At 66.0% G+C, this 21,331-nt stretch carries 24 protein-coding genes and 1 pseudogene; 15 read left to right on the forward strand and 10 right to left on the reverse strand.

Annotated elements, in window-relative coordinates; translation table 11 throughout:
• From GSQ79_RS05670 to cobJ, 3 genes are all read left to right on the forward strand, one after another.
• On the forward strand, positions 1–1,667 hold a 1,667-nt coding region (locus tag GSQ79_RS05670), incomplete at its 5' end, for a cobaltochelatase subunit CobN (RefSeq protein WP_174243166.1).
• Positions 1,664–2,932, forward strand: a complete 1,269-nt coding sequence (gene cobG / locus GSQ79_RS05675; RefSeq protein WP_158807764.1) for a precorrin-3B synthase — start codon at positions 1,664–1,666, stop codon at positions 2,930–2,932. The genes GSQ79_RS05670 and cobG, both read left to right, overlap by 4 nt.
• A complete protein-coding gene (gene cobJ / locus GSQ79_RS05680; protein WP_158807765.1) occupies positions 2,929–3,690 on the forward strand; it encodes a precorrin-3B C(17)-methyltransferase in 762 nt (253 codons plus the stop codon). The genes cobG and cobJ overlap by 4 nt, the downstream gene beginning before the upstream one ends.
• On the opposite strand, the gene GSQ79_RS05685 is transcribed toward cobJ, so the two are convergent.
• The gene (locus GSQ79_RS05685) at positions 3,657–4,424 is read right to left on the reverse strand and encodes a cobalt-precorrin-6A reductase (protein WP_246725120.1); all 768 of its coding nucleotides are present in this window, start codon (positions 4,422–4,424) and stop codon (positions 3,657–3,659) included. The two genes, cobJ and GSQ79_RS05685, sit on opposite strands and share 34 nt — an antisense overlap.
• Between GSQ79_RS05685 and cbiE the strand changes: the two genes are divergently transcribed.
• From cbiE to cobM, 3 genes are read left to right on the forward strand one after another with little or no spacing between them, the layout of a single operon-like run.
• The gene (cbiE, locus tag GSQ79_RS05690; protein WP_158807766.1) at positions 4,415–5,626 is read left to right on the forward strand and encodes a precorrin-6y C5,15-methyltransferase (decarboxylating) subunit CbiE; all 1,212 of its coding nucleotides are present in this window, start codon (positions 4,415–4,417) and stop codon (positions 5,624–5,626) included. The genes GSQ79_RS05685 and cbiE overlap by 10 nt on opposite strands.
• A complete protein-coding gene (locus GSQ79_RS05695; protein WP_158807767.1) occupies positions 5,623–6,000 on the forward strand; it encodes a cobalamin biosynthesis protein in 378 nt (125 codons plus the stop codon). Before cbiE ends, GSQ79_RS05695 begins: the two co-directional genes overlap by 4 nt.
• A complete protein-coding gene (gene cobM / locus GSQ79_RS05700; protein WP_158807768.1) occupies positions 5,997–6,749 on the forward strand; it encodes a precorrin-4 C(11)-methyltransferase in 753 nt (250 codons plus the stop codon). The genes GSQ79_RS05695 and cobM overlap by 4 nt, the downstream gene beginning before the upstream one ends.
• Positions 6,750–6,752: 3 nt before the next feature.
• Here cobM and GSQ79_RS05705 read toward each other — a convergent pair whose 3' ends face one another.
• Both GSQ79_RS05705 and gluQRS read right to left on the reverse strand, forming a co-directional pair.
• Positions 6,753–7,418: a DUF6134 family protein gene (locus GSQ79_RS05705; protein WP_158807769.1), complete on the reverse strand. Its 666-nt coding sequence runs from the start codon at positions 7,416–7,418 to the stop codon at positions 6,753–6,755.
• Positions 7,419–7,473: 55 nt separating this feature from the next.
• A complete protein-coding gene (gene gluQRS / locus GSQ79_RS05710) occupies positions 7,474–8,424 on the reverse strand; it encodes a tRNA glutamyl-Q(34) synthetase GluQRS (RefSeq protein WP_158807770.1) in 951 nt (316 codons plus the stop codon).
• A 170-nt stretch (positions 8,425–8,594) separates the two neighbouring features.
• Between gluQRS and GSQ79_RS05715 the strand changes: the two genes are divergently transcribed.
• Both GSQ79_RS05715 and GSQ79_RS05720 read left to right on the forward strand, forming a co-directional pair.
• Complete coding sequence (locus tag GSQ79_RS05715; protein WP_158807771.1) at positions 8,595–9,227, forward strand: DNA-3-methyladenine glycosylase; 633 nt, start codon at positions 8,595–8,597, stop codon at positions 9,225–9,227.
• A gap of 58 nt (positions 9,228–9,285) precedes the next feature.
• Positions 9,286–9,966: an alpha/beta hydrolase gene (locus GSQ79_RS05720; RefSeq protein ID WP_158807772.1), complete on the forward strand. Its 681-nt coding sequence runs from the start codon at positions 9,286–9,288 to the stop codon at positions 9,964–9,966.
• Positions 9,967–10,026: 60 nt separating this feature from the next.
• Here GSQ79_RS05720 and GSQ79_RS05725 read toward each other — a convergent pair whose 3' ends face one another.
• From GSQ79_RS05725 to GSQ79_RS05735, 3 genes are all read right to left on the reverse strand, one after another.
• Entirely contained in the window at positions 10,027–10,710 is a 684-nt protein-coding gene (locus GSQ79_RS05725) for a type 1 glutamine amidotransferase domain-containing protein (protein ID WP_158807773.1), read from the reverse strand.
• A 112-nt stretch (positions 10,711–10,822) separates the two neighbouring features.
• Positions 10,823–11,425, reverse strand: a complete 603-nt coding sequence (locus GSQ79_RS05730; RefSeq protein ID WP_158807774.1) for a TetR/AcrR family transcriptional regulator — start codon at positions 11,423–11,425, stop codon at positions 10,823–10,825.
• 81 nt (positions 11,426–11,506) lie between these two features.
• Positions 11,507–12,262: a methyltransferase domain-containing protein gene (locus tag GSQ79_RS05735; protein WP_158807775.1), complete on the reverse strand. Its 756-nt coding sequence runs from the start codon at positions 12,260–12,262 to the stop codon at positions 11,507–11,509.
• A gap of 118 nt (positions 12,263–12,380) precedes the next feature.
• Here GSQ79_RS05735 and GSQ79_RS05740 point away from each other — a divergent pair, with 118 nt between their 5' ends.
• Positions 12,381–12,776 carry a nuclear transport factor 2 family protein gene (locus tag GSQ79_RS05740; RefSeq protein WP_158807776.1) on the forward strand — a complete coding sequence of 132 codons (396 nt, stop codon included), beginning with the start codon at positions 12,381–12,383 and terminating at the stop codon, positions 12,774–12,776.
• Between the two features lie 14 nt (positions 12,777–12,790).
• Here the strand turns inward: GSQ79_RS05740 and GSQ79_RS05745 are convergent, their stop codons facing one another.
• Positions 12,791–13,387: a TetR/AcrR family transcriptional regulator gene (locus GSQ79_RS05745; protein WP_158807777.1), complete on the reverse strand. Its 597-nt coding sequence runs from the start codon at positions 13,385–13,387 to the stop codon at positions 12,791–12,793.
• A 74-nt stretch (positions 13,388–13,461) separates the two neighbouring features.
• Between GSQ79_RS05745 and GSQ79_RS05750 the strand changes: the two genes are divergently transcribed.
• A complete protein-coding gene (locus GSQ79_RS05750; protein ID WP_158807778.1) occupies positions 13,462–14,211 on the forward strand; it encodes an SDR family oxidoreductase in 750 nt (249 codons plus the stop codon).
• A gap of 253 nt (positions 14,212–14,464) precedes the next feature.
• On the opposite strand, the gene GSQ79_RS05755 is transcribed toward GSQ79_RS05750, so the two are convergent.
• A complete protein-coding gene (locus tag GSQ79_RS05755; protein ID WP_158807779.1) occupies positions 14,465–15,049 on the reverse strand; it encodes a DUF308 domain-containing protein in 585 nt (194 codons plus the stop codon).
• A 162-nt stretch (positions 15,050–15,211) separates the two neighbouring features.
• Between GSQ79_RS05755 and GSQ79_RS05760 the strand changes: the two genes are divergently transcribed.
• Complete coding sequence (locus GSQ79_RS05760; protein ID WP_158807780.1) at positions 15,212–16,108, forward strand: AraC family transcriptional regulator; 897 nt, start codon at positions 15,212–15,214, stop codon at positions 16,106–16,108.
• 6 nt (positions 16,109–16,114) lie between these two features.
• On the opposite strand, the pseudogene GSQ79_RS05765 reads toward GSQ79_RS05760, so the two are convergent.
• Together GSQ79_RS05765 and GSQ79_RS05770 are read right to left on the reverse strand one after the other, a co-directional pair.
• A pseudogene (locus GSQ79_RS05765) lies at positions 16,115–16,519 on the reverse strand (alpha/beta fold hydrolase); the annotation flags it as partial.
• A gap of 56 nt (positions 16,520–16,575) precedes the next feature.
• Positions 16,576–16,980, reverse strand: a complete 405-nt coding sequence (locus GSQ79_RS05770) for a 4-oxalocrotonate tautomerase family protein (RefSeq protein ID WP_158807782.1) — start codon at positions 16,978–16,980, stop codon at positions 16,576–16,578.
• A gap of 126 nt (positions 16,981–17,106) precedes the next feature.
• Between GSQ79_RS05770 and GSQ79_RS05775 the strand changes: the two genes are divergently transcribed.
• The 4 genes from GSQ79_RS05775 to GSQ79_RS05790 form a co-directional block, all read left to right on the forward strand.
• Positions 17,107–17,949 (forward strand): LysR family transcriptional regulator, encoded by an 843-nt coding sequence (locus GSQ79_RS05775; protein WP_158807783.1) that lies wholly within the window; start codon positions 17,107–17,109, stop codon positions 17,947–17,949.
• A 459-nt stretch (positions 17,950–18,408) separates the two neighbouring features.
• Positions 18,409–19,401: a transporter gene (locus GSQ79_RS05780; protein ID WP_158807784.1), complete on the forward strand. Its 993-nt coding sequence runs from the start codon at positions 18,409–18,411 to the stop codon at positions 19,399–19,401.
• Positions 19,402–19,785: 384 nt separating this feature from the next.
• A complete protein-coding gene (locus GSQ79_RS05785; RefSeq protein ID WP_158807785.1) occupies positions 19,786–20,655 on the forward strand; it encodes an ABC transporter substrate-binding protein in 870 nt (289 codons plus the stop codon).
• Between the two features lie 8 nt (positions 20,656–20,663).
• A partial coding sequence (locus tag GSQ79_RS05790; protein WP_158807786.1) for an ABC transporter substrate-binding protein occupies positions 20,664–21,331 on the forward strand: 668 nt, incomplete at its 3' end.

A 21,331-nucleotide genomic window follows, 5' to 3' on the forward strand; every position in this document is an offset into this window, starting at 1 on the left:
CGCCGTTGATCTACCCGTTCATCGTCAACAATCCCGGCGAGGCCGCGCAGGCCAAGCGCCGCATCGCCGCGGTGACTGTCGGACACATGACCCCGCCGCTGATCGAAGCCGGCACGTCGGGTGCGACCGCCGAGCTGGAAGCCTTGTTCGACGAATATGCCGAGGCGCAAACGCTCGATCCCAAGCGCGCCCGCCTGATCGCCCGCGCCATTGTTTTACGCGCGGAAGAAACAGGGCTGGATCGCGAGAGCGGCGTTGCGTCTACGGATCCCGACGTCGTGCTGCTCGGCCTCGACGCCTGGCTCTGCGATGTCAAGGAAATGCGCATCCGCGACGGTCTCCATATCTTTGGGCAACCACCGCTGAGCGCAGCGGGCTTTGTCATGCAGCCCGCCGAATTATGCGCGCGACAAAATTGCGCGGCGGCGGAGACGGCGGGATTGCTGGCGGCGCTCGATGGTCGCTTCGTCGCCGGCGGGCCGGCCGGCGCGCCATCGCGCGGCCGGCTCGACGTGATGCCGACGGGGCGCAACCTCTATTCCACCGATCCCCGCGCGGTGCCGAGCCGCACCGCCTACGAGATCGGCCGCCGCGCCGCCAACGAGGTTGCCGCCCGCTATGCGCAGGACCACGGCGATTGGCCCAAAACCATCGTCATGGATGTCTGGGCCAGCGCCACGATGCGCACGGGCGGCGAAGACCTGGCGCAGGCGATGGCGCATCTCGGCGTGCGGCCGCTCTGGGACAACGCGACCGCTCGCGTGACCGGCTTCGATATTCTGCCTTACGCCAGCCTCGATCGCCCGCGCGTCGACGTCACCTTGCGCATGTCCGGCCTGTTCCGCGACGTGTTTCCGGCGCAGATCGCGCTGTTCGATCAAGCCGTGCAGGCCGTCGCGCTGCTTGACGAAGAGGATGCGATCAACCCGCTCGCCGCCGCCCGCCGTGCCGGTGACGCCGCGATGCGCCGGCTGTTTGGCTCCGCACCATCCGTCTACGGCATCGGTCTCGGCCGCGCGATCACCGCCGATCCGATGATTGCGCGCCGGACGATGGGCGAGGCCTATCTGGATGCGGGGTCACATGCCTATGGCGGCGCCGGTGCCGAAGCGACGGTGTCGGGCGAAGCCTTTTCGCACCGCGTCGCCGGGGCCGATGCCTTCGTGCATGGGCAGGATATGGACGATCTCGACGTGCTCGATGCCGCTGCCACCGTCGAGACCGAGGGCGGCTTCGCCGCCGCCGCGGAATCGTTGGGCAAAACACCGGCATTGTATCATCTCGAGGCCGGCCGCAGCGATGCGCTTAAGGTGCGCACGCTGGCGGAGGAGGTCGCGCGCGTGGTGCGCGGCCGCGCCGCCAATCCCGCCTGGATCGCCGGGCAGATGCGCCACGGTCATCGCGGCGCGGCGGAGATCGCGGAAACCGTCGACAATCTCTACGCCATGGCGGTGCTGAGCGACGCGGCGGGGTCGCGCCAGTTCGATCTGCTGTTCGACGCCACCTGCGGCACGCCGGCGGTGCGCGACTTTTTGCTGGCCGCCAATCGCGACGCGGCACGGGCCATAGCCGAGCGCTTTCGCGATGCCGCCACGCGCGGGTTCTGGACCAGCCGTCGCAACTCCGATGCCGCCTGCCTCGCCGACATGCTCGCGGCGGCCGCATGAGCGCGCTGCGCAAAGGCTGGTGCCCCGGCGCGCTGCGGCCGATGATGGCGCGCGATGGTTTGCTGGTGCGCCTGCGTCTCACCGGTGGACGGCTCACGAGCGAGGTCGCGCGGGCACTCGCTGCGCTTTCGGACTATTATGGCAACGGCCTTTTCGATCTCTCCGCCCGCGCCAATCTGCAGCTGCGCGGTGTCGACCAGGCCGATCTGCCGTCGCTGCTCGCGGCGCTGGACGATCTCGATCTGATCGATGCGGATCCCGACGGCGAAGCAGTGCGCAACGTCATGGCAAGTCCGCTCGCCGGCCTTGGTGCACGCCGCGATATCGCGCCGATCGTTACCGCGTTGGAAGCGATGCTCGCGCAGGACGCCGCGTTGCATGCGTTGCCCAACAAATTCGGGTTTCTGGTCGACGATGGCGGCGCGCCGACGCTGGCCGGCGTGTCGGCCGATGTCCGCTTCGACGTGATGCCGGAGGCGCCGGATCGCGTATGGATCGGGCTCGGCGGCACGCGCGATCACGCGGTGTCGCTGGGGTTTTGCGCGCCGGATCAGGTTGTCGAAGCGGCGGCGCATATCGCGCACACGTTCCTTTCGCTGGCTGCGGGTCACGAGCCGCCGATCCGCCGCATGAAAATGCTGATCGAACGCCTCGGTGCCTATCAGACCGCGCGGGCCTTCGGTGTGGAAGGGGAGATGGCGCGGCCGGAATATTCCGGCGCGATCTTCAACCGTCCGCCCGTCGGATTCTTCTCTTCCGATGACGTCGATGTGCTCGGTCTCGCCGTTCCGTTCGGCCGGTTCGACCATCGGATGCTGCGCTGTGTGGCGGATCTCGCGGACACCCACGGGCGCGGCGCGTTGCGGCTGACCCCGTGGCGCTGTTTTCTTGTGCCGGGGATCGCTGGCTCCGTCGACCTCGGGGCACTTCGGACCCAAACCTTTATCGTCGATCCGGAGGATCCCGCGCTGCGGATCGCGGCCTGTGTCGGTATGGCGGGCTGCGAACGCGGCACCACATCGACGCATGCCGATGCGGCGCATCTTGTCGAAGCCGCGACGCGGATCGGCGGCGCCGCGATCTCGATCCATGTGTCGGGCTGCGAGAAGGGCTGCGCCAAGGCCTCGCGCACGGCCTTCACTTTGGTCGGTCACGACGGGGTGTACGATCTCGTCGCTGGCGGCAAGGCCGGCGATGTCCCGACGCGCCGCGATCTCGACCTCGCGGCAATCGAGGCCGCGCTGGCGGCGAAAGTCTTGGCATGAGCGGCACGTTGCGCATCGTCGGCCTCGGCCCCGGCCCGGACTGCTGGGTGACGCCGGAGGTCACGGCCGCCGTCGCGACCGCGACCGATCTCATCGGCTACGCGCCGTACCTTGCCCGGCTTACGACGCGGGTGGGGCAGGTCGTGCACGGTAGCGACAATCGCGTCGAGCTGGATCGCGCGCGCCATGCGCTGATGCTGACCGCGCAAGGTCGCAAGGTCGTCGTGGTGTCCGGCGGCGATCCCGGAATCTTTGCGATGGCGGCGGCGGTGCTGGAGGCCGTCGATGCCGGCGATCCCGCCTGGCGTGCGCTCGATATTACCGTCTGTCCCGGCGTGTCCGCGATGCAGGCGGCCGCCGCGCGTCTCGGCGCGCCGCTCGGCCACGACTTTTGCGCCATTTCGCTATCGGACAACTTAAAGCCCTGGCCGTTGGTGGCCAAACGGCTACGGGCGGCGGTTGAAGGCGACTTCGTCATCGCGTTGTACAATCCGGCGTCGAAAGCGCGGCCGGATCAGATCTTTGAGGCTTTCGCGATTCTGCGGGCGATGAAAGCCGGCGCGACGCCGGTTGCCTTTGCCCGCGCCATCGGCCGGCCGGACGAAGCCATCGTCATCACCACGCTTGCCGAGGCCGATCCGGCCGTCGTCGACATGAGCACGCTGGTGATGATCGGGTCGAGCGAGACGAAACTGATTCTGCGCCCCGGCGCGCCGCCGTTCGTCTATACGCCGCGCGGCGTGGGCGGCGTGCGATGAGAGTCGATCGCGGCCAGCGCATCGGCCACGCTATGGATTGCGGTGCCCGGCTCGTCGGGCCGACGCACCAAAATCACCGGCAGGCCGAGCCGGCGCGCGGCCGCCAGCTTGTCGGCGGAGGCCGCGCCGCCGCTGTTTTTCGTCACCAGCACGGTGACGCGATGCGTGCGCATCAAGGCCTCTTCCTCGTCGACGGCAAACGGCCCGCGGGCTTCGATGAGCCTGAAATCGCGCAGGCCGTGATCCGCGCCGATGGGATCGATGGTGCGGACGAGGTAGTGATGCTGGCGCGCCGCGGCGAAGGCCGCGAGTTGCAGGCGGCCGATGGTAAGAAACGCTCGCTGCGGCGGCGATCCCAGCGCCTGCGCTGCGGCCGGCATGTCTGCGACCTCATGCCAGCGGTCGCCTTCCCGGGGCGTCCATGGCCCACGCGTCAGCCGGACCAACGGAACACCGGTTTGTTGGCTTGCCAAGCAGGCATGTTCGGACATCTGCGTGGCGAACGGGTGCGTCGCGTCGACCAGCACGGCTATCTGCTCAGCCGCGAGGTAAGCGGCAAGCCCGGCTACTCCGCCGAACCCGCCGACGCGGGTGGCGATCGGCAGATCGAGCGGGCTTGCCGTGCGGCCAGCCAAGGACAGCGTGGCATCGAGATCCGGGCGGCCGGCGATGGCGCGCGCCAGGGTCGAGGCTTCGCTCGACCCGCCGAGAATCAGAACGCGCAATGACCGCAAGTGCTCACCCTTGGCTCTCCATCATCGGCATCGGCGAAGACGGCGGCCTCTCCCTTGCCGCGCGGACGCTGCTGGCGCAAGCGTCGCTCGTCGTCGGCGGTCTCCGGCACTTCGCGCTCGCCGGTCCCTTTGCTGGGGAGACGCTGGCCTGGCCGTCGCCGATCACCGATGCGGTCCCCAAAATCCTGGCGCGGCGCGGCACGCCGGTCTGCGTGCTGGCCTCGGGCGATCCGTTTTTTTATGGCGTCGGCACGATGCTGGCGGCGCATGTTCCGGCGGATGAGTTTCTCTGCCTGCCGGCACCGTCGAGCTTCAGCCTCGCCGCGAGCCGCCTCGGCTGGTCGCTGCAGGCGTGCCGGCTCGTCTCGGTGCATGGCCGCGACCTGATGCGCCTCGTGCCGCATCTCCACCCGCGCGCCAAGATTCTGTGCCTGTCGTGGGACGAGACGACGCCGGCGACGGTCGCCGCGCTGCTCGTCGCGCGTGGGTTCGGCGCGTCAAAGCTCCACGTGCTGGAAGCGCTGGGCGGCCCGCGCGAACGCATCGCGCACGATCGCGCCGCGACCTTTGCCCTGCCGCCCGGCGACCCGCTCAACATTCTGGCGATCGAGGTCGAGGCGGATGCCGGCGCGCGCATCATCTCGCTCGGCGCCGGTCTTCCCGATGATTGGTTCGAGCATGACGGGCAGATCACCAAGCGCGAAGTCCGTGCAATGACGCTTGCCGCGCTCGCGCCGCGCCGCGGCGATCACCTGTGGGACATCGGGGCCGGCTCGGGCTCGGTCTCGATCGAGTGGGCGCTGCTGGATCCCGCCAACCGGGCGACGGCGATCGAAGCGCATCCCGACCGCGCCGCGCGCATTGCCCGCAACGCCGCATACTTCGGTGCGCCGGATATGGCCGTCGTCACCGGGCGTGCACCGGATGCGCTGGCCGGCCTTCCGACGCCCGACGCCATCTTCATCGGCGGCGGTGCGGGGTCCGACGGCCTGATCGATCTGGCTTACGCCGCGCTGCGCTCCGGCGGGCGGCTGGTGGTCAATGCCATCACCATCGAGACGCAGGCGCTGCTGATCCAAAACTTTGGCGCGCGGGGCGGGGATCTCGTCTCGATCGCGGTGGCGCGGGCGGATAAGGTCGGCACCTTCCACGGCTGGCGTCCCGCCATGCCGATCACCCAATGGGCTGTCACCAAACCATGATCGCGATCGGCGTCGGCTGCCGCAAAGCCTGTCCAGCAGACGATATTCTCGGCATTGTGCGCGCGGCCTTGGCGGAACTGGCCGGGGCGCGCGTGCCCCACGGCCTGTTTACGCTGGCCGACAAGCGTGGCGAGCCGGGGCTGGAGCAGGCGGCGGCGGTGCTCGGCCTGCCACTGGTTTTTCTCGACAAGGCGGTGCTGCAGCTGGTGGCCGGCGGGGCGCGCAGCTGTTCGAGCCGCATCGAGGATCTGTATGGCCTGCCGTCCGTCGCCGAGACCGCGGCGCTGGCTGGGGCAGGGCAAGGCGCGACGCTGCTGGTGCCGCGCCGCTCGTGCCCGACCGCCACCTGCGCCATCGCGGGAGTCGCGGCATGACGGTTCATTTCATCGGCGCCGGGCCTGGCGCGCCCGATCTCATCACCGTGCGCGGCCGCGATCTCATCGCGGCGTCGCCGGTCTGCCTCTATGCAGGGTCGCTGGTGCCGGCTGCCCTGCTGGAGCACTGCCCGCCGGGCGGGCGCATCGTCAATACGGCGTCGCTCGACCTTGACGGCATCGTTGCGGAGTTTGTCGCGGCTGACCGCGCCGGGCAGGACGTGGCGCGGCTGCATTCCGGCGACCTGTCGATCTGGAGCGCCGTCGGCGAGCAGATGCGGCGGCTCGATGCGCTGGGGCTGACCTACACCGTGACCCCCGGCGTGCCGGCCTTCGCCGCAGCGGCCGCGGCGCTGCGGCGCGAGCTCACTTTACCCGAGGTCGCGCAGAGCGTGGTGCTGACTCGTACGCCCGGCCGGGCCTCGTCGATGCCGGAGCGGGAAACGCTGGCCGCCTTCGCCGCGACCGGCGCGACGCTCGCCATCCATCTCTCCATCCACGCGCTGGATCGTGTGGTGGCGGAGCTGCTGCCGTTCTATGGAGAGACTTGCCCTGTGGCGGTGGTGGCCTGGGCGTCGTGGCCGCAGGAGCAGGTGGTCCGCGGGACGCTGGCGACCATTGCCGCGGCGATGGAAGTGGCGCCCGTCGAGCGCACCGGCCTCATTCTCGTCGGGCCGGCACTGGGGGCGGAGGATTTCCGCGAAAGCGCGCTGTACGATCCGGACTACCGGCGGCGCTTTCGCTCTTAGGGTTTAGCGCGAGGCGGTCGAGACCCGCAGCTCCGAGGTGATCACCGACTTGTCGGAACCGAGCAGCGTCATCTTCACCAGGCCGTCCTTGTCGAACCACAGGTCGCGGTCGAACTCGCCCGCGAGTTTCAAGTGGCGCAGCGTCTGCGGGGCGCCGTGCACGGCGACGGTCTCTTCGCCGAGATCCTTCGGCTTGGTCGACAGGCGCTTGCCGTTGCCGGGATCGAACAGCTGCGACTTGTTGCTGACGTCCGCGCTGAACAGGCTGGCGGGCACAATGCCCTTCGGCAGTTCGGTCTTGGTGCCGTCGACGTCGAGCGCAACCTTGCCGGCGGCCTGGGTGGCGGCGATCTCGTGGTTGGTGCCGTTATCGTCCGTCGTCGAGTTGAACGAGACGAGTTGGCTGCCCTTCCAGGTCCCACTCTCGGTGTGATCGTAGCGGTAGGCGTTGACGAACATGATCTTGACCAGCACGTGGGTCACGATTTTCACGTTGGTCACGTCGCCCTGACGGGAAATGTCGAAGGTGTCGGTGCCGATCTTCGAGCCGGACCGCATGATATCGAAGACGCGGTGAACGGTCGGGGCGGCGGCAGGCGCGGGCGCGCCGGCCATCGCGGGCGAGATGACAATCGAGCCGAGCACGGCGGCGGCAAGACATGCCTTCATCGGGAAATCCTTCGTTGTTGAACTCCCTACTATGTGCGGGTCAAAAAAGACGGAACTATGGTTCCTGGGCAACAGTCGCGGCCGCGATCACGGCGCCGAGAGCGGTTTCGCTGACGCCGCCGCCCATGGCGACCGACGGCAGGGCGATCTTGGCAAGCACGGCCTCGACGCTCAGGCCATCCTGACGAAAAGTCCGCAGCGGCTTGGCGCGGAGGCTCTTGGACAGCTTCTGGCCCGACACGTCGCGGACGAGCGGATGGTGATGATAGCAGGGCGCCGGCAGGTCGAGCAGCACCTGCAGCATGCGGTGCAGGCTCGTCGCCATGAACAGGTCTTCGCCGCGGACGACGTCCGTTACGCCCTGCAGCGCGTCATCGACGACGACGGCGATGTGGTAGCTCGTCGCGATGTCCTTGCGCGACAGCACGGCGTCGCCCCACAGGCCCGGCGTTGCCTGCTTCTCCCAACGGGTCGAGCCGCCGCCGAACTCGCTCCACGTCAGCGTATCGCTCGCCTGAGCGAGGGCCCGCTCCATGTCGAGGCGGTAGCTGGCCTTTTCGCCATGCGCGAAGCGTTTTGCGCGGGCTGCAGGGGAAAGGTGTTTGCACAGGCCGGGGTAGACCGGCGTGCCGTCGGGATCGCGCGGCCAGTTCGGCTTGTGCGAGACCGCGGCCATGATATCCCCGCGCGAGCAGAAGCAGGGATAGACGAGCCCCCGGCTCTCCAGCCGATCCAGCGCCTCGGTGTAGTCGGCAAAATGTTCAGCCTGCCGACGGACCGGCTCCTCCCACTGCATGCCGAGCCAGGCGAGGTCGTCCTTGATCGCGGTTTCGAACTCGGGACGGCAGCGCGAGACGTCGATATCCTCCATCCGAAGCAGCAGACGGCCGCCGGTCTCGCGCGCGATCAGCGCGTTCATCAAAGCGGAATAGGCGTGGCCGAGATGAAGATATCCGTTGGGCGAGGGCGCGAAGCGGAGCACGGGACGATTGAATGATGACGTCATATCCGGTTGGCGCCCTTGCGGCCGAAAATCCAACGCGGGATGTTCGGAATTAGCGACTCGGCACAAGCCAGCCGCGACAGCCTCGACTCGTTGCAACGCAATGTCTCCGGTTTCGTTCTGAGCGCCAAGGCAAAAACAGTGGAGCGGACACAAGCCGCGGGGATCGACAGATGCTGGTGGATCAGGGCGCGCTCGACCGCGCCGTCGCGGCGCTGGCGGCGCTTGATCCGGCTTTCGTCACGGCGATGCTGGCGCAGGGCGGCCAGCCGATGCTGCGGCGCCGTGCGCCCGGCTTCGAAGGGTTAGTGTGGATCGTCGTCTCGCAGCAGGTGTCGACGGCCAGCGCAGCGGCGATCTTTGCGCGACTGAAGGCGCGGTTTCCCGCCGTGGAGGCCGCGACCCTCGCTGCCGCCAGCGACGAAGACCTGAAGCTCTGCGGCCTCTCGGGCCCCAAGATCCGCACGCTGCGGGCGCTTGGTGCGGCCCACGCGGCCGGCACTCTGGATTTCGACCGCCTCACCCGTGTTTCGGCCGAGGCGGCCCATGCGGAACTGGTCGCGATCAAGGGGATCGGTCCCTGGACGGCCGACGTCTTTCTCCTGTTCTGCCTGGGGCATCCCGACGCCTGGCCGGCCGGCGACATCGCCCTGCAGGAAGCCGCACGGGCGGCGCTTTCGCTCAGCGAACGGCCGAATACGAAGGGGTTGGACGCGCTCGGCGCGCGCTGGCGGCCGTGGCGCGGCGTCGCGGCCTACCTTCTGTGGTCGGCCTATCGGGCGGCGCGGATGCCGGTGACCGCTTGACCTTTGCCGGACACCCGTGTTCCGGAAGAGCAACGCCTTCTCGGCCCAAGAGGACTTCATGGCAGCTCTGATCGACGGCCCCCGCCTCGGCCCCGCGACGAACGCGAAACAGCTTGTCGTCTTCCTTCATGGCTATGGCTCGGACGGCAAGGACCTCATCGCCATCGGCAAGCAGTGGCAGGCGCTGCTGCCCGACGCCGCCTTCGTGTCGCCGAACGCGCCGGAGCCCTGCGCGCAGGCGCCAATGGGGCGGCAATGGTTTCCGCTGACGATGCGCGATCCGGCCGAGCGCTGGATCGGCGTCAACAAGGCCGCGCCGACGCTCGATGCCTTCCTCGATGCGGAACTGGCCAAGCACGGGCTCGACGACAGCAAGCTGGCGCTCGTCGGGTTCAGCCAAGGCACGATGATGGCGTTGCATGTCGGGCTGCGCCGCCGTCGTGCCCCCGCGGGCATCGTCGGATTTTCCGGGATCTTGGTCGGGCCCGAGCATCTCCGGCCGGCGGAGGGACAGGCGCCCCCGGTTCTGCTGGTGCACGGCAGCGAGGACGATGTGATTCCGGCCGACGCGCTGTTCATCTCGGCGGAAGCCCTCGCCGACGCGGAGGTGCCATCGCAATGGCATCTGTCCGTCGGGATCGGCCATGGCATCGACGGCCCCGGTATGGGCCACGCGGCCTTGTTCCTGGCGACCTGCTTCGGCCTGAAGATCGCCGCGCCGGTGCCGGCCGGGCGCTGAAGCACGTCTCAGCGTCGAGGCGTGCGGCCGGCACGGGCGTCGGCCGCACGCCCGACTGGGTCAGGCTTTGGCGAAGTGCTCGACCAGCGTTTTCGCGGCTTGCGCCGAAGATGCTGGGTTCTGGCCGGTGATCAGCAGGCCGTCGGATACGACGTAGGTCTGCCAATCACCGAGCTTCGAGTAGATGCCGCCATTCCGCTTGAGCTCGTCCTCGACCAGAAACGGCACGATCGCGGTCAGGCCGACAGCCTCCTCCTCCGAATTGGTGAAGCCGGTAACCTTCTTGCCCGCAACCAGCGGCGTGCCGTCCGCGGCCTTCACGTGGCGAAGCACGCCCGGCGCGTGGCAGACCAGCGCAACCGGCTTGCCGGCCGAAAGCGTCGCCTCGATCAGATCGATCGAGTTCTTGTCCTCGGCGAGGTCCCAGAGCGGGCCATGGCCGCCGGGGTAGAAGACGGCATCGAAGGCGTCCTGCGCAACGCTGTCGAGCCGAGCCGTCGTCGCAAGAGCCGCCTTCGCCGTGGCGTCGGCCTCGAAACGCCGGGTGTCGTCGGTCTGGGACGCAGGCTCGTTGCTCTTTGGATCGAGCGGCGGCTGCCCGCCCTTGGGCGAAACCAGGGTGATCTCGGCGCCGGCGTCCTTGAAGACGTAGTAGGGCGCGGCGAGTTCCTCGAGCCAGAAGCCGGTCTTGCGGCCGGTATCGCCAAGCTGGTCGTGGGACGTGAGGACCATCAGAATCTTCATGATGTCGTACCTTTCAGTGGGTCGATGAACGAATTGGCCGATCGTCTATTAGACCGGTCGTCTAATTATCCGACGCGACAGGGTGAAGACCTGCCGCCGGAATTCTTCGGGCCTAAGGGGCCGGGAGGGTAAGAATCCGCCGTGTCGAGGCCATCGCGGTCCCAAACGGCGCGGGGGTCCGCCCGATCTTCACCATCAGACTGGCGCCGAGCCAGGTGTGATACAGCGTCTCGGCGGTCTCGGACGGGTCGCCGGCGATTGCCAGGGACCCGTCGGCCATGCCGGCCTCGATTGCACCCGATAGCCGCTCGATGATGTCCGTCGTGCCGCGCTTGAGAGTCAGGCGCATCGCTTCCGAAAGGTCCGAGACTTCGGCCGCAAGTTTCACCGCGAGGCATTTGCCCTGACAGTCGAAGCTGCCCTGGGTGTCTTGCCACTTGGCCCAATAGGCCATCAGGCGCTCCGCGGCGGTGCGGCCAGGCGCCGCCAGGGTAGCGTCCATATCGGCAAGGTATGCTTCGAAATACGCTTTCAGCAGCGCATCGCCGAACGCGTCTTTCGATCCGAAGTAATGGTAGAAGGAGCCCTTCGGCACACCCGCGGCGGCAAGAATCTCGTTCAACCCGACAGCCGAAAATCCTTTCGCCGCCATGATGCGCTGGGCGGCGTCGAGGATGTTTTGGCGGACGTCGATGGTGTCGTGCGCAAGGCTCATGAAGGCGCTTCTAAATCATATTAGACCGGTCGTCTAGTTGTGTTTTGGCGTTGCGAACCTTTTCCTCTCAACCCCAAAAATTCACGGCTTCGGCGGATCCTGATGCGCGACGCCGACGGGCTGCGGGAGCATCGCCGGTTTGGCGCGGGCGTGGTGCCGTTCGAGTCGGCGCAGGCCGACTGGACGGTAGAGCTGCTTGGTCGCCTCGACGACGAGAACGCCGGCGCCGGGCAGGGACAGGCGGGCGCCGAGCGTCTCGAAGGCCGGCGCCGCGCGCAGAAGCAGCTGGCGGCCGAACGGCGGCACATAGAGCGCTTCGTCCCAATGCGTCGGCGAAAACAGCGTTTCCCGCATCAGGTCGCGGAGCTGGCTGCGGGAAAATGGTTGGCCATGACCGAACGGCGTGGTGTCGAGGCGGGCCCACAGGCCGGCGCGGCTCGGTGTCACCGCAATGACCCGGCCGCCCGGCGTGAGAATGCGCCAGATCTCGGCCAGGAGTTCGCGCGGGTGTTCGGCGATTTCCAGGGCATGGATCAGCAGCACCCGGTCGATGCAGCTGTTGGGCAGCGGCATCGCGACGGTGTCGACCAGAGCCGACGCGGAGAGACCGCTGCCGGGCCAGTTCACCACCCCCTGTTCCGCCGGCATGAAGGCCAGCACGCGCACCGCCTCGTTGCGGAAAATGTCGAGATAGGGCGTGGCGTAGCCGACGCCGAGAATCGAATGGCCGTAGCACGAGGTGAAGCGCTGGCGGATCAGCCGGCCGACGAGTCGCTGCGCCACCTCGCCGAGGGGCGAGGCATAGAAGGTGCGGAGATCGACGACATCGAGAGCCATGGGTGTCTTGTCGCACGACAGGCGCAGGACGATAAGAGGCTTCGCCGAAGTGCTTGGTCGCGGACGACGCATTGGTCGACAGCGCGATGCGAGCGCATCGCGTGCGGGAGGCGCAAAAATGGACGATCGGCTGTTTCGCGAGGCTCTGGATCGCCACTGGGCGGCCTCCGATGCGAATGACCTGGAGGCGGAGCATCAGATCTATCGAGACGACGCGGTGCTCGACTATCCCCAGTCGGGCGAGCGCATTCGCGGAAGGCGCAACATCCAGGCGTCGCGCGCCGCGCAGCCGAACCGCAAACGCTTCACGGTGCGGCGGATCACCGGCTCAGGCGCGCTCTGGGTGACCGAGTTTGTCCTCACCTACGACGGGCGGCCGTCGTACACGGTGAGCATCATGGAACTGTGTGACGGCGAGGTGGCCCGCGAGACTCAGTATTTCAGTGACGCCTTCGAACCGGGCGCCTCGCGTGTGCAATGGGTCGAGCGGATCCCTGACACGGAACGCCTGTAACAGTCGCATGCTGATTATGTCGCTGGCATCGGCGTAAAAAGACCCGCCGTGGCGACCTCCACACGCCTGCGGGCGGCGGCCTCGTCGTCGCCGAACCGATCGACAGCCCAGGACAAGGCCGTGACCAGCTCGAACACTTCGTTCGTCTCGACCATACCAACGGCGGCGCCCGTCTTCTTAGCTTGATCCAGCAGGTCCCCCGTCTGCTTCACCAAGCGGGAAACCGCCGGGTTCATCGCCGAATTCTGAGCGCCGCAGGAGGCGGCGACGCAATGCGGCAGATCGTGCCAGATCCGAAGCCACCACGTCAGGCGGACCAGCCATTCGGCGAGCGCTTTGCGCGGCGCGTAGTCGCGAGCAAGGGCCTCCGCCTCGGCTTGCGCGATGTCGATACTGGTGTCCATCACCGCCGCAAGCAGATCCTCGCGCGTCGGGAAGTTCCGATAGAGCGTCGCATTGCCGACTCCGGCCCGAAGGGCGATCCCATCGAGCGACGCCAACACGCCCTCGCGTTCGAAGATCTCGCGTGCCGCGATCAGGATCGCATCACGATTTCGCCGCGCGTCGGCGCGCAGCGGGCGGGGCGCCGCAGCACCGTAATCAAGAACCATGGCAGCCACCTTGACTAAGTGGGGACTTTCCCCAAATAAGCGGGGACCATCCTCACTTAGATTTGGAATAAGACATGGCTCTTCCCTCTGGCAAGATAAACACGCATCTGAGCGATCGGACCGTATTCGTCACTGGCGCGAATGGTGGTCTCGGCCAGCAATTCGTTCTGCAGGCCCTCGAACGCGGCGCGACGAAAGTATACGCGGCGGCCCGCGCGCCCAGAGAATGGTCGGACGCCCGCGTGCTGCCCTTGTCCTTGGACATCACCGACGCCGATGCCGTTGCGCGTGCCGTCGCGACGGCGCGCGACGTCGATCTGCTGATCAACAACGCGGCCATCGCACCGCAGGCCGATTCCATCTCCGGCCCCGAAGACGAACTCCGCCGTATCTTCGAAACCAACTTCTTCGGCACACTTCGCGTCGCTAATGCCTTCGCGCCGGTTCTTGCCGCCAACGGCGGCGGGACCATGTTGAACATCCTTTCCGTAGCGGTCTGGGTCAGCATGCCGACCGCCTACGCCGCCTCGAAAGCCGCCCTTTGGTCGGCCACCAATGGTTTGCGGCTGGAACTGGAGGGCCAGGGCACGCAGGTGATCGGGCTCCTTGTCGGCATGATCGACACGCCCATGACGACGAACTACAACGTTCCCAAGAGCAGCGCCGCGAGCGTCGTTGCCCAGGCCTATGACGGCGTCGAAAACGGCGCGCTTGAGGTGTTGGCGGACAACACGACGCGCGACCTCAAATCCAGGCTGAACACAAAGGCCGAAGACTTTTACCCGTGGATGCACGCTCAGCTCCGGGCCTTCTTCGCGTCGTGATCTGCCGGCGAGGAGTTGCTCGCGATCGTCATAACCGCAATGGCGCCGCGACCTCACGCAGGAACGGGTAAGAGTCTTCACGGCGTCACGCTCACGGCGGGGCGCCAGCTTGCTGCGATCTGAAACGCAGGGCCGACCGGCGGCCTGTCCCGGTCGGCTGCTTTTCGTCTGAGAACGCGAGTTCCAGACATTCGTTTTGACCAGCCCACATTTTCGCGGCCGGTTGGCCGACAATCGGGATCGCCGCCTTCGGTCAGGGCAACGCGATAGAATCCGGCGATTCAAACGACACACCGCTGCGGCGCAGGGTGACAGTGAGCAGGACGGCGGACACGAGGAAGTAGAAAGCCCCAAACCCGGCGTAGGGCGCGACATGTGTAACGGACGGCGCAGCCGGCGCGAAGGAGTCTTTGAACATGAAGACGGCGGCCAACGTCGACTGAGCCCCGCTCAGGATCATCGCCCATTGGCCTCCCAAGGATTTCCAGCGCCGTAGTCCGGTGGCCAGTTGCAGGAGACCCGACAATCCGGCCCATACACCGAAAACGCCGAGCACGGCGTTCATGCCGTGGCCAAGCGCGATGGCGACAGCGGTTGCGGTCACCACGCTTACGACGACGTTCAAGGCCTGGGGCGGGTTTCGTGAAAGGCCGCCGCTCTGCCGTGCGTCCACGAAATTGGCGAATGCATCCCAGGCGGGGTAAGCGACCAGCAGAACCGCGGCGATCGGCGGCGAATTCTTCCCGATCGTAAAGGCCGCCGCAACCCATGCGACGGAAAAAGCGGCTCGAGCGAAATAATAGGTCTGCAGCCAGCGTGATGCAGCAGGAGGTGCCATTTTGACGTCCTTTAAGTGCGATGCCTTTTCCAGGATCGGCAAACTGCCGCCTTCTGAGGAAACGGCCGTAGGCATGCCTTACCCTGAGAAAAACACTTGCATTTTCACGGTGGCATGCCTTTCCGTAGAAGCCATGGTTACGGCCGCAGGCTTCCGTCAGCCATGACGGAAACGCGGGAAAACTTGATTGATCCTCCGGGTGTGGGCGCACGTAGCGCCGCCTCCGACGATCTCCTGTCGCACGTGTTGGCGCAGATCCGGCTGACCGGCGATCAGGTCGACAGCCGAACCATTGCCCAGGCCGATCGGTTGGACTTGGACGCAGAGACATCCTGTGTCCTCGTCGTCGTCGAGGGCACACTTCACATGACCGGCGACGACGAAGGACGGCTTGTCGTCGACACAGGCGATCTCGTGCTGCTGCCCCGTGGCCCTGGGGCATCGCTGCTCGATGCGTCCGCCGGACAGGCCGTGGTGATCGTCTGTCGCTTCTTGTTCGATCCCTACAGCCTTCGCGGCATGATCTCCGCTCTGCCTCGGTGCATTCACATCCGGCGTGCCCAGGGGGCGGAATGGCTCGACGGCATCGTCGATTTCATGATGCGCGAAACCTTCAATCCAGAGCCCGGTGCCGCCTTGATGATATCCCGGATCATCGACCTGCTTGTCATCCGCACCCTGCGCACCTGGGTCCAGCTCGGGCATACGTCCGGATGGCTCGGCGGCCTGTCCGACGCCCGCATCGCTCGCGCGCTCAAGGTCATGCACGAAAGGCCCATGCAGCCCTGGAGCATCGACGCGCTGGCCGACGTCGCCGCGATGTCCCGCTCCACCTTTGCCGAGCGGTTTACCGAACTCGTCGGACGCTCGCCTCTGCGCTACCAGAATGAGTGGCGGCTTAATCTTGCCCGCGACATGCTTGTCAGAGGCGATGCGCGCGTCGGCGAAATCGGGCTGCGGATTGGCTACGATTCAGAAGCCGCCTTCAGCCGCGCCTACAAGGCCCTGTTCGGGCATCCGCCGCGCGATGAGCCCGCCCGACCGGGCAGGACAGCTTAGCGGGCGTTACGCGCCCCGCGCGGCCAGCGCGATCAGGTCGGCGACGTCGGCCGCGTGCGAAATCAGAGAGAGGTGGCTGGCGCCCAGCGCGATGACGTGCGCGTCCATACGTTTGGCCATGAACCGCTGAAGATCGGGATCGATCGTGCGGTCGCCCTCGGACACCGCATAATAGGTGGGCTTCACCCGCCACGCCGCGTTGGTCGTCTTTGCCAGCGTCAGAGCTTTTCGGAAGGGCTGCTGCGTCGCATAAAGGATACGGGCGCGCGCAGTGGGAATGTTGCCGGCGAAATCGCGCAAGAAAGCCTCTTCGCTCAGCCTTCCTTCGTCGCCGTCGAAAATAACACCGGCGCTCGCAGGCGCGGATGCGAATGTCCGGCCTAGCGCGGCATAGTCCTCCCCAGTATCGGGCAACGGACCGGTCACCGCGAAGCGAAAATTTCGCTGCGATCGATTGGCGCGGACCCTCAGCCCGGATGGGCGACAGCCCAGCGGCCGTTCTGCGTGCGACCGCCGTAGCCATACGCGTCCCCATCGTTGGCCTGCGCCAGCACGTAGCACTCCTCGTGAAGCGTCCCGAGCAAAGCTTCCATGCCCTCGTAAACGGCTTTCACGAAGGCGGTCGTCTCCTCCTTGGTGTTGCTGCCAGCGGTCATCTTGAAGTCGAGCCAAAAGGCCGAGAGGCCCCCATCCGTCGGATGCTTTCCGCCAATGAACCAGCCTTGCGGGTCGGCCTCGTCGACGAGGACAGCCGTGACGGCCGGCATCTTGCCGAGCTTATCGGCGCCAAGGCGGGCCGCGAGTTCGGCGATGGGGCGACGCAGGTCCGGACGCGGTGTCGGTGTGACGTAGCGAATTGTGATCATGGGCATCGGTGATCTCCCTTTCGGTCCGCCCGGCATCGCGGAGGGGGCGTGACCCGGCGCCGGGTTGATGCGCCCAACATCATGATATAACAACGCGATGAATTCCTATTTTTACCATTGCGGATTGCTATGATGCTCGATCTGGAATCGGTTCGGCTTTTCGTCCTCGCCGTGGAATACGGAAATCTCACCCGCGCGGCGGAAGCGGCGGCCACCGTCCAGCCGGTCGTCAGCCAGCGCATCAAGACCCTTGAGGCCCGTCTCGGCCGCAAGCTGCTCGATCGCAGCCCGCGTCACGTCAGGCTGACCGATGCCGGCGCGTCGTTCCTGGTCCATGCCAAAACCCTGCTGGCGGCCCATGACGCGGCCCTGATGGATGGCGGCGGCGAGATGCCGTCCGTCACGCTGGGGATCAGCGACCATGTGCTCGGGAGCTCGATGCATGAGGTGCTCCGATCGCTCCGTCTTGGGTTGCCGGCACGGACGCGGATCTCCGTCCGGCTCGGCATGTCGCACGAGATGCGCGACCTCTACGATCGGAAAGAGGTCGACATCGCGGTCATCAGGAGGGACGGCGGCGCCGGCGACGGCGAGGTGCTCGGCGAAGATGGTTTGGACTGGTACGGTCAGACGCCGGAACCATCGCGCGGCGAAGCCTTGCCGTTGGTTCTCCTGGCGCCGCCGTGCGGCGTTCGCGCAACGGCCATAGCGGCGTTGGAAAAGTCCGGCCTGTTATGGCGGGAGGCTTTTACCGGTGGAAGCTGCCTGACGCTGGCGGCCGCCGTCCACGCTGGCGCCGGTGTCGCCCCCTTGGGTCGCCTGACGGCCCTGGGTCTGGTCGCGCTTCCCAACCGCAAAACGCTGCCGGACCTTCCAAAGTCCCGTATCGTGATGCTCGCCCGGACTTCCGAGGCCCACCATTCCAGCGCCGCTCGTGCGCTCGCGGCAGGGATTCGCAAACTTCTGCGCGCGTAGGGCAGACCGCCGCGCTTGGCCATGTCGGGGCATGGAAGGATCGAAGCGTCGAGCTTGCGGGCGAAGGTCTGTGTGGTGCCTGCCGCACCGGCGCGCGGTGGATATCGGAACGGAGCGGCCGGCTTCGCAAGTCTGATTATGACGGGTCGCGGCCTGGCGGCGCTGCAAGCGAGCGATAAATTACCGCAAATAGCCAGATAAAACAGTATTCTTCTTGCATTGTGGCCTGAAAATTTGCGTAAATATGCTATAGACGCAACTGTAGGATCTATCTAATTTCACATGGTGGACCAACGAAAAGTATACGCTGTAAAGTATAATATAAATAATCCGCGATAAAATCATCTTATTAATGTGCTGATCATTGGCAGGGTCAGCCATGTTGGGACCGTGGAAAATATGCTTTATCATTCTGTCGCGTCGGAGGGTATAGCGCCGACTCGGTCTTCGCAGGAAGTGTTGGCGAACCATCGGGTCCGGCGCACTGCGGCCGGTCTGCTGTCGGTGGCTGCGGCGCTTGGCACCGTTTCGGCGGCTCATGCCGTGGAAGGCGGTCTTTACGGCGCGCCGCTCGGCGGCACGGATGTGCGTCAGGCCTATCTGCCGACGAGTCCGGGGCTCTATGGCGCCATCGCCGGCGTCGGTATCCTCGCCCCGACGTCGCGCGATCAGTTCGGCGCCGTGGCGAAGGGCAACAACTACACCTACACGCAGGTCGCGGGCGCCGGCCTACTCTACGTCTATCCTATCAATCCGTTTGGTTTTACGATCGCCTCGTCGTTTCAGCTGAACTACATGTCGACCTATCAAGCCCTGACGGTGAATGGCACGCGCAAGAGCGGGCACGCCAGCGGCTTCCAGGATAGCTATTCTGATTTGTTCTACGCGAGCCACTACCTCGGTCTTTTCGGCGCGCAAGCGGGAAGCAATCCGAAATACCGCTATGGGCTGACCGCCGCCGTCGGGCTTGCGGCGGAACTGCCGATCGGTGCGTACTCGGTCACCAACTTCGTCAACCCGGCACGGAACACGTTCATCACCATTCCCAACGTAGCATTGACGTATCTTACGGGCCCAAACCTGTCCGTCTTCGACGCCACGGAGGTCAGTGCCCGGTTCTTCTTCGATACGAGCAAGCGCAATCCCGCGTCGGGTTACCAGGCCGGTAACCTCATCGATCTGGATTTTTCGCTCACACAGCGTTCCGGCAATTTTCAGGTCGGCGCCGCCGGCGTCTTCGCGCAACAGCTGAATGGCGATCACAACACGACCGACGCTTTAGTCAGCCCCGCCGGCAACAAATACAGCAAGATCGATTTGGGTCCTGTCCTGGTCTACGATTCGCCGGAGCTGGCGACGACGTTCAAGGCCAAGGCGCTGTTTCCCATCCACCACGAGAACAACTACAACACGACGACTCTCGTGCTGTCCGCATCACGGAAGCTGTTCTAGCGGCTTGCAGCGCACCAAATCCCATGCAGCGTGGCCGGGATCGCCTGATGCGACAGGCCGCATCAAGTTGCCGCTATTTTGGCGTCCCGTTTGTTGTCACACCGAGTTGATCTTACACCCGTCGCGACACCTCGCGAAAAAGCTTCTGCCGCTCGTTGCCGGCGGAGTGTTTTATTTGCGATACCCTCCGGCGCAAATAATTCGGCAGCCGCAAATATAGCAGACGATACTAAAATACAGATCGTCTTTGAAATTCCATTTCGTTGACGGGGTAATCTGTTCTTCGCATCATCCACTACCGCTGCACGACAGCGGCAGGCTCGTCTCAGCGCCGGCGAAAACACGCTGTGTCGTGTCGCCCGATGTGTCATCAGGAAAATATCAATGTCAGATGCCAAAGCGAAATCCGTCATTCGCGTGTCGCCGAACCCGCCGGTCTTCGATCTGCCGATTATCGTCGCGCTCGAGCACGGCCTCTTTGAGAAGGCCGGTCTCGACGTGCGGTACTCCGCGAAATACGCGGATCACGATCGGGTCGAGCGCGACGTTCTGAAACGCCAGAAGGAAGCCTTGTTCGATGCCGGGTCCGCGGATTCGTTCAACGTCTGCGAATGGGGCGGTGTCGATCGGATCGAGCGTGGCCTGGAGCGCGGCAAGATTGCCGCCCTGCGTCCGGCCATCGCCGCGCAGGCGATCGTGACGTTCGACGCCGCGCTGCAGACGCCGCGCGATCTCGCCAACGTCGCGATCGGCGTCAATGACTTCACCGGCTCGCATTATACGACGGTCGGCCTGCTGGAAGGCGCCGTCGGCAAAGAGAATGTCGTGCTCGAACACATCGGCGCGCCCGAAGTCCGGCTTCAGGCCGCCAAGGAAGGGCGTATCCGCGCCGTCACCGTGATGGAGCCGTTCATCAGCCTGGCGGTCAAGCAAGGCGCCCATATCGTCGCCTTGACCTTCTACCGCGGGGCCGAGGTGGTGTCGGACGACATTCCGCTCGCCGATCGCGAGACGTTCTTCAACGTGCTCGACGAAGCCGTCGATCTGATCAATGCCGACTTCGGCCGCTATGCGCACCATATTGCCGCGGCCAGCGAGGGGCTGCTGGAGGCCAACGAGCTCGACTCGCGCTATGTCCGCTACACCCATGTCCAGCGCTACTCGGCGGATCTGTTCAACCCCGCCTACGACTGGATGAAGGATCGCGGCTTCACCGTCGGCGCCAACACGCACCAGACCCTCGTCCTGTCCTGAATATGGGCTTGGGATCCGATACGAAGGTCGGGATCGGACGGCGCCAGCTCATCGCTGGCGCTGCCGGTCTGGGGGCGCTTACCGTCACGGGCGTGCGGCCGGCTTGGGCCAAGGCGGCGCCGGTGCGCATCGCGCTGCCGAGCCCTGGAAGTGCCGGCGCCATCTGGCGCCCTCTGATGACGCGGCTCGGCCTGCTCGAAAGCACCGGTCTCGATTTCGAGTGGATCGGCGGCGATCCCGGGCAGACCCAGGTGCAGCTCGTGGCTGGCGCGCTGGACGTCAGCGTGTTCGGTGCCGTCGGGCTTACCGTGATGGCGGGCAAGGGGAGCGACATCACGCTGTTCGGCCCGGCGCTGAACAATCATGGCCGCTGGATCGTGCGCGACGACAGCCCCTACCACAAGCCGGCCGATCTCGTCGGCAAGCGCATCGCGAGCCAGCCCAAGACGACGGAGACCTATCAGCAGGCCAAGATCGCCGCCTCGTTGATCGGCCTCGATCTTGGACGTGATTTCGAGGTGATCTTCGGGCCGCCGATGGCAAACCTCGCGTTGTTCGACCGTGGCGACGTCGATGCCGTCATTGCCATCGAGCCGACGGCGACGCGCTTGATCGGATCGGGCGCGCGCGAGATCGCGCGTGTCGGCGACATGTGGCGTGCCGCGACCGGCGATGC

The organism is Beijerinckia sp. L45 (assembly GCF_009765775.1).
In the GTDB taxonomy this organism is placed as follows: domain Bacteria; phylum Pseudomonadota; class Alphaproteobacteria; order Rhizobiales; family Beijerinckiaceae; genus RH-AL1.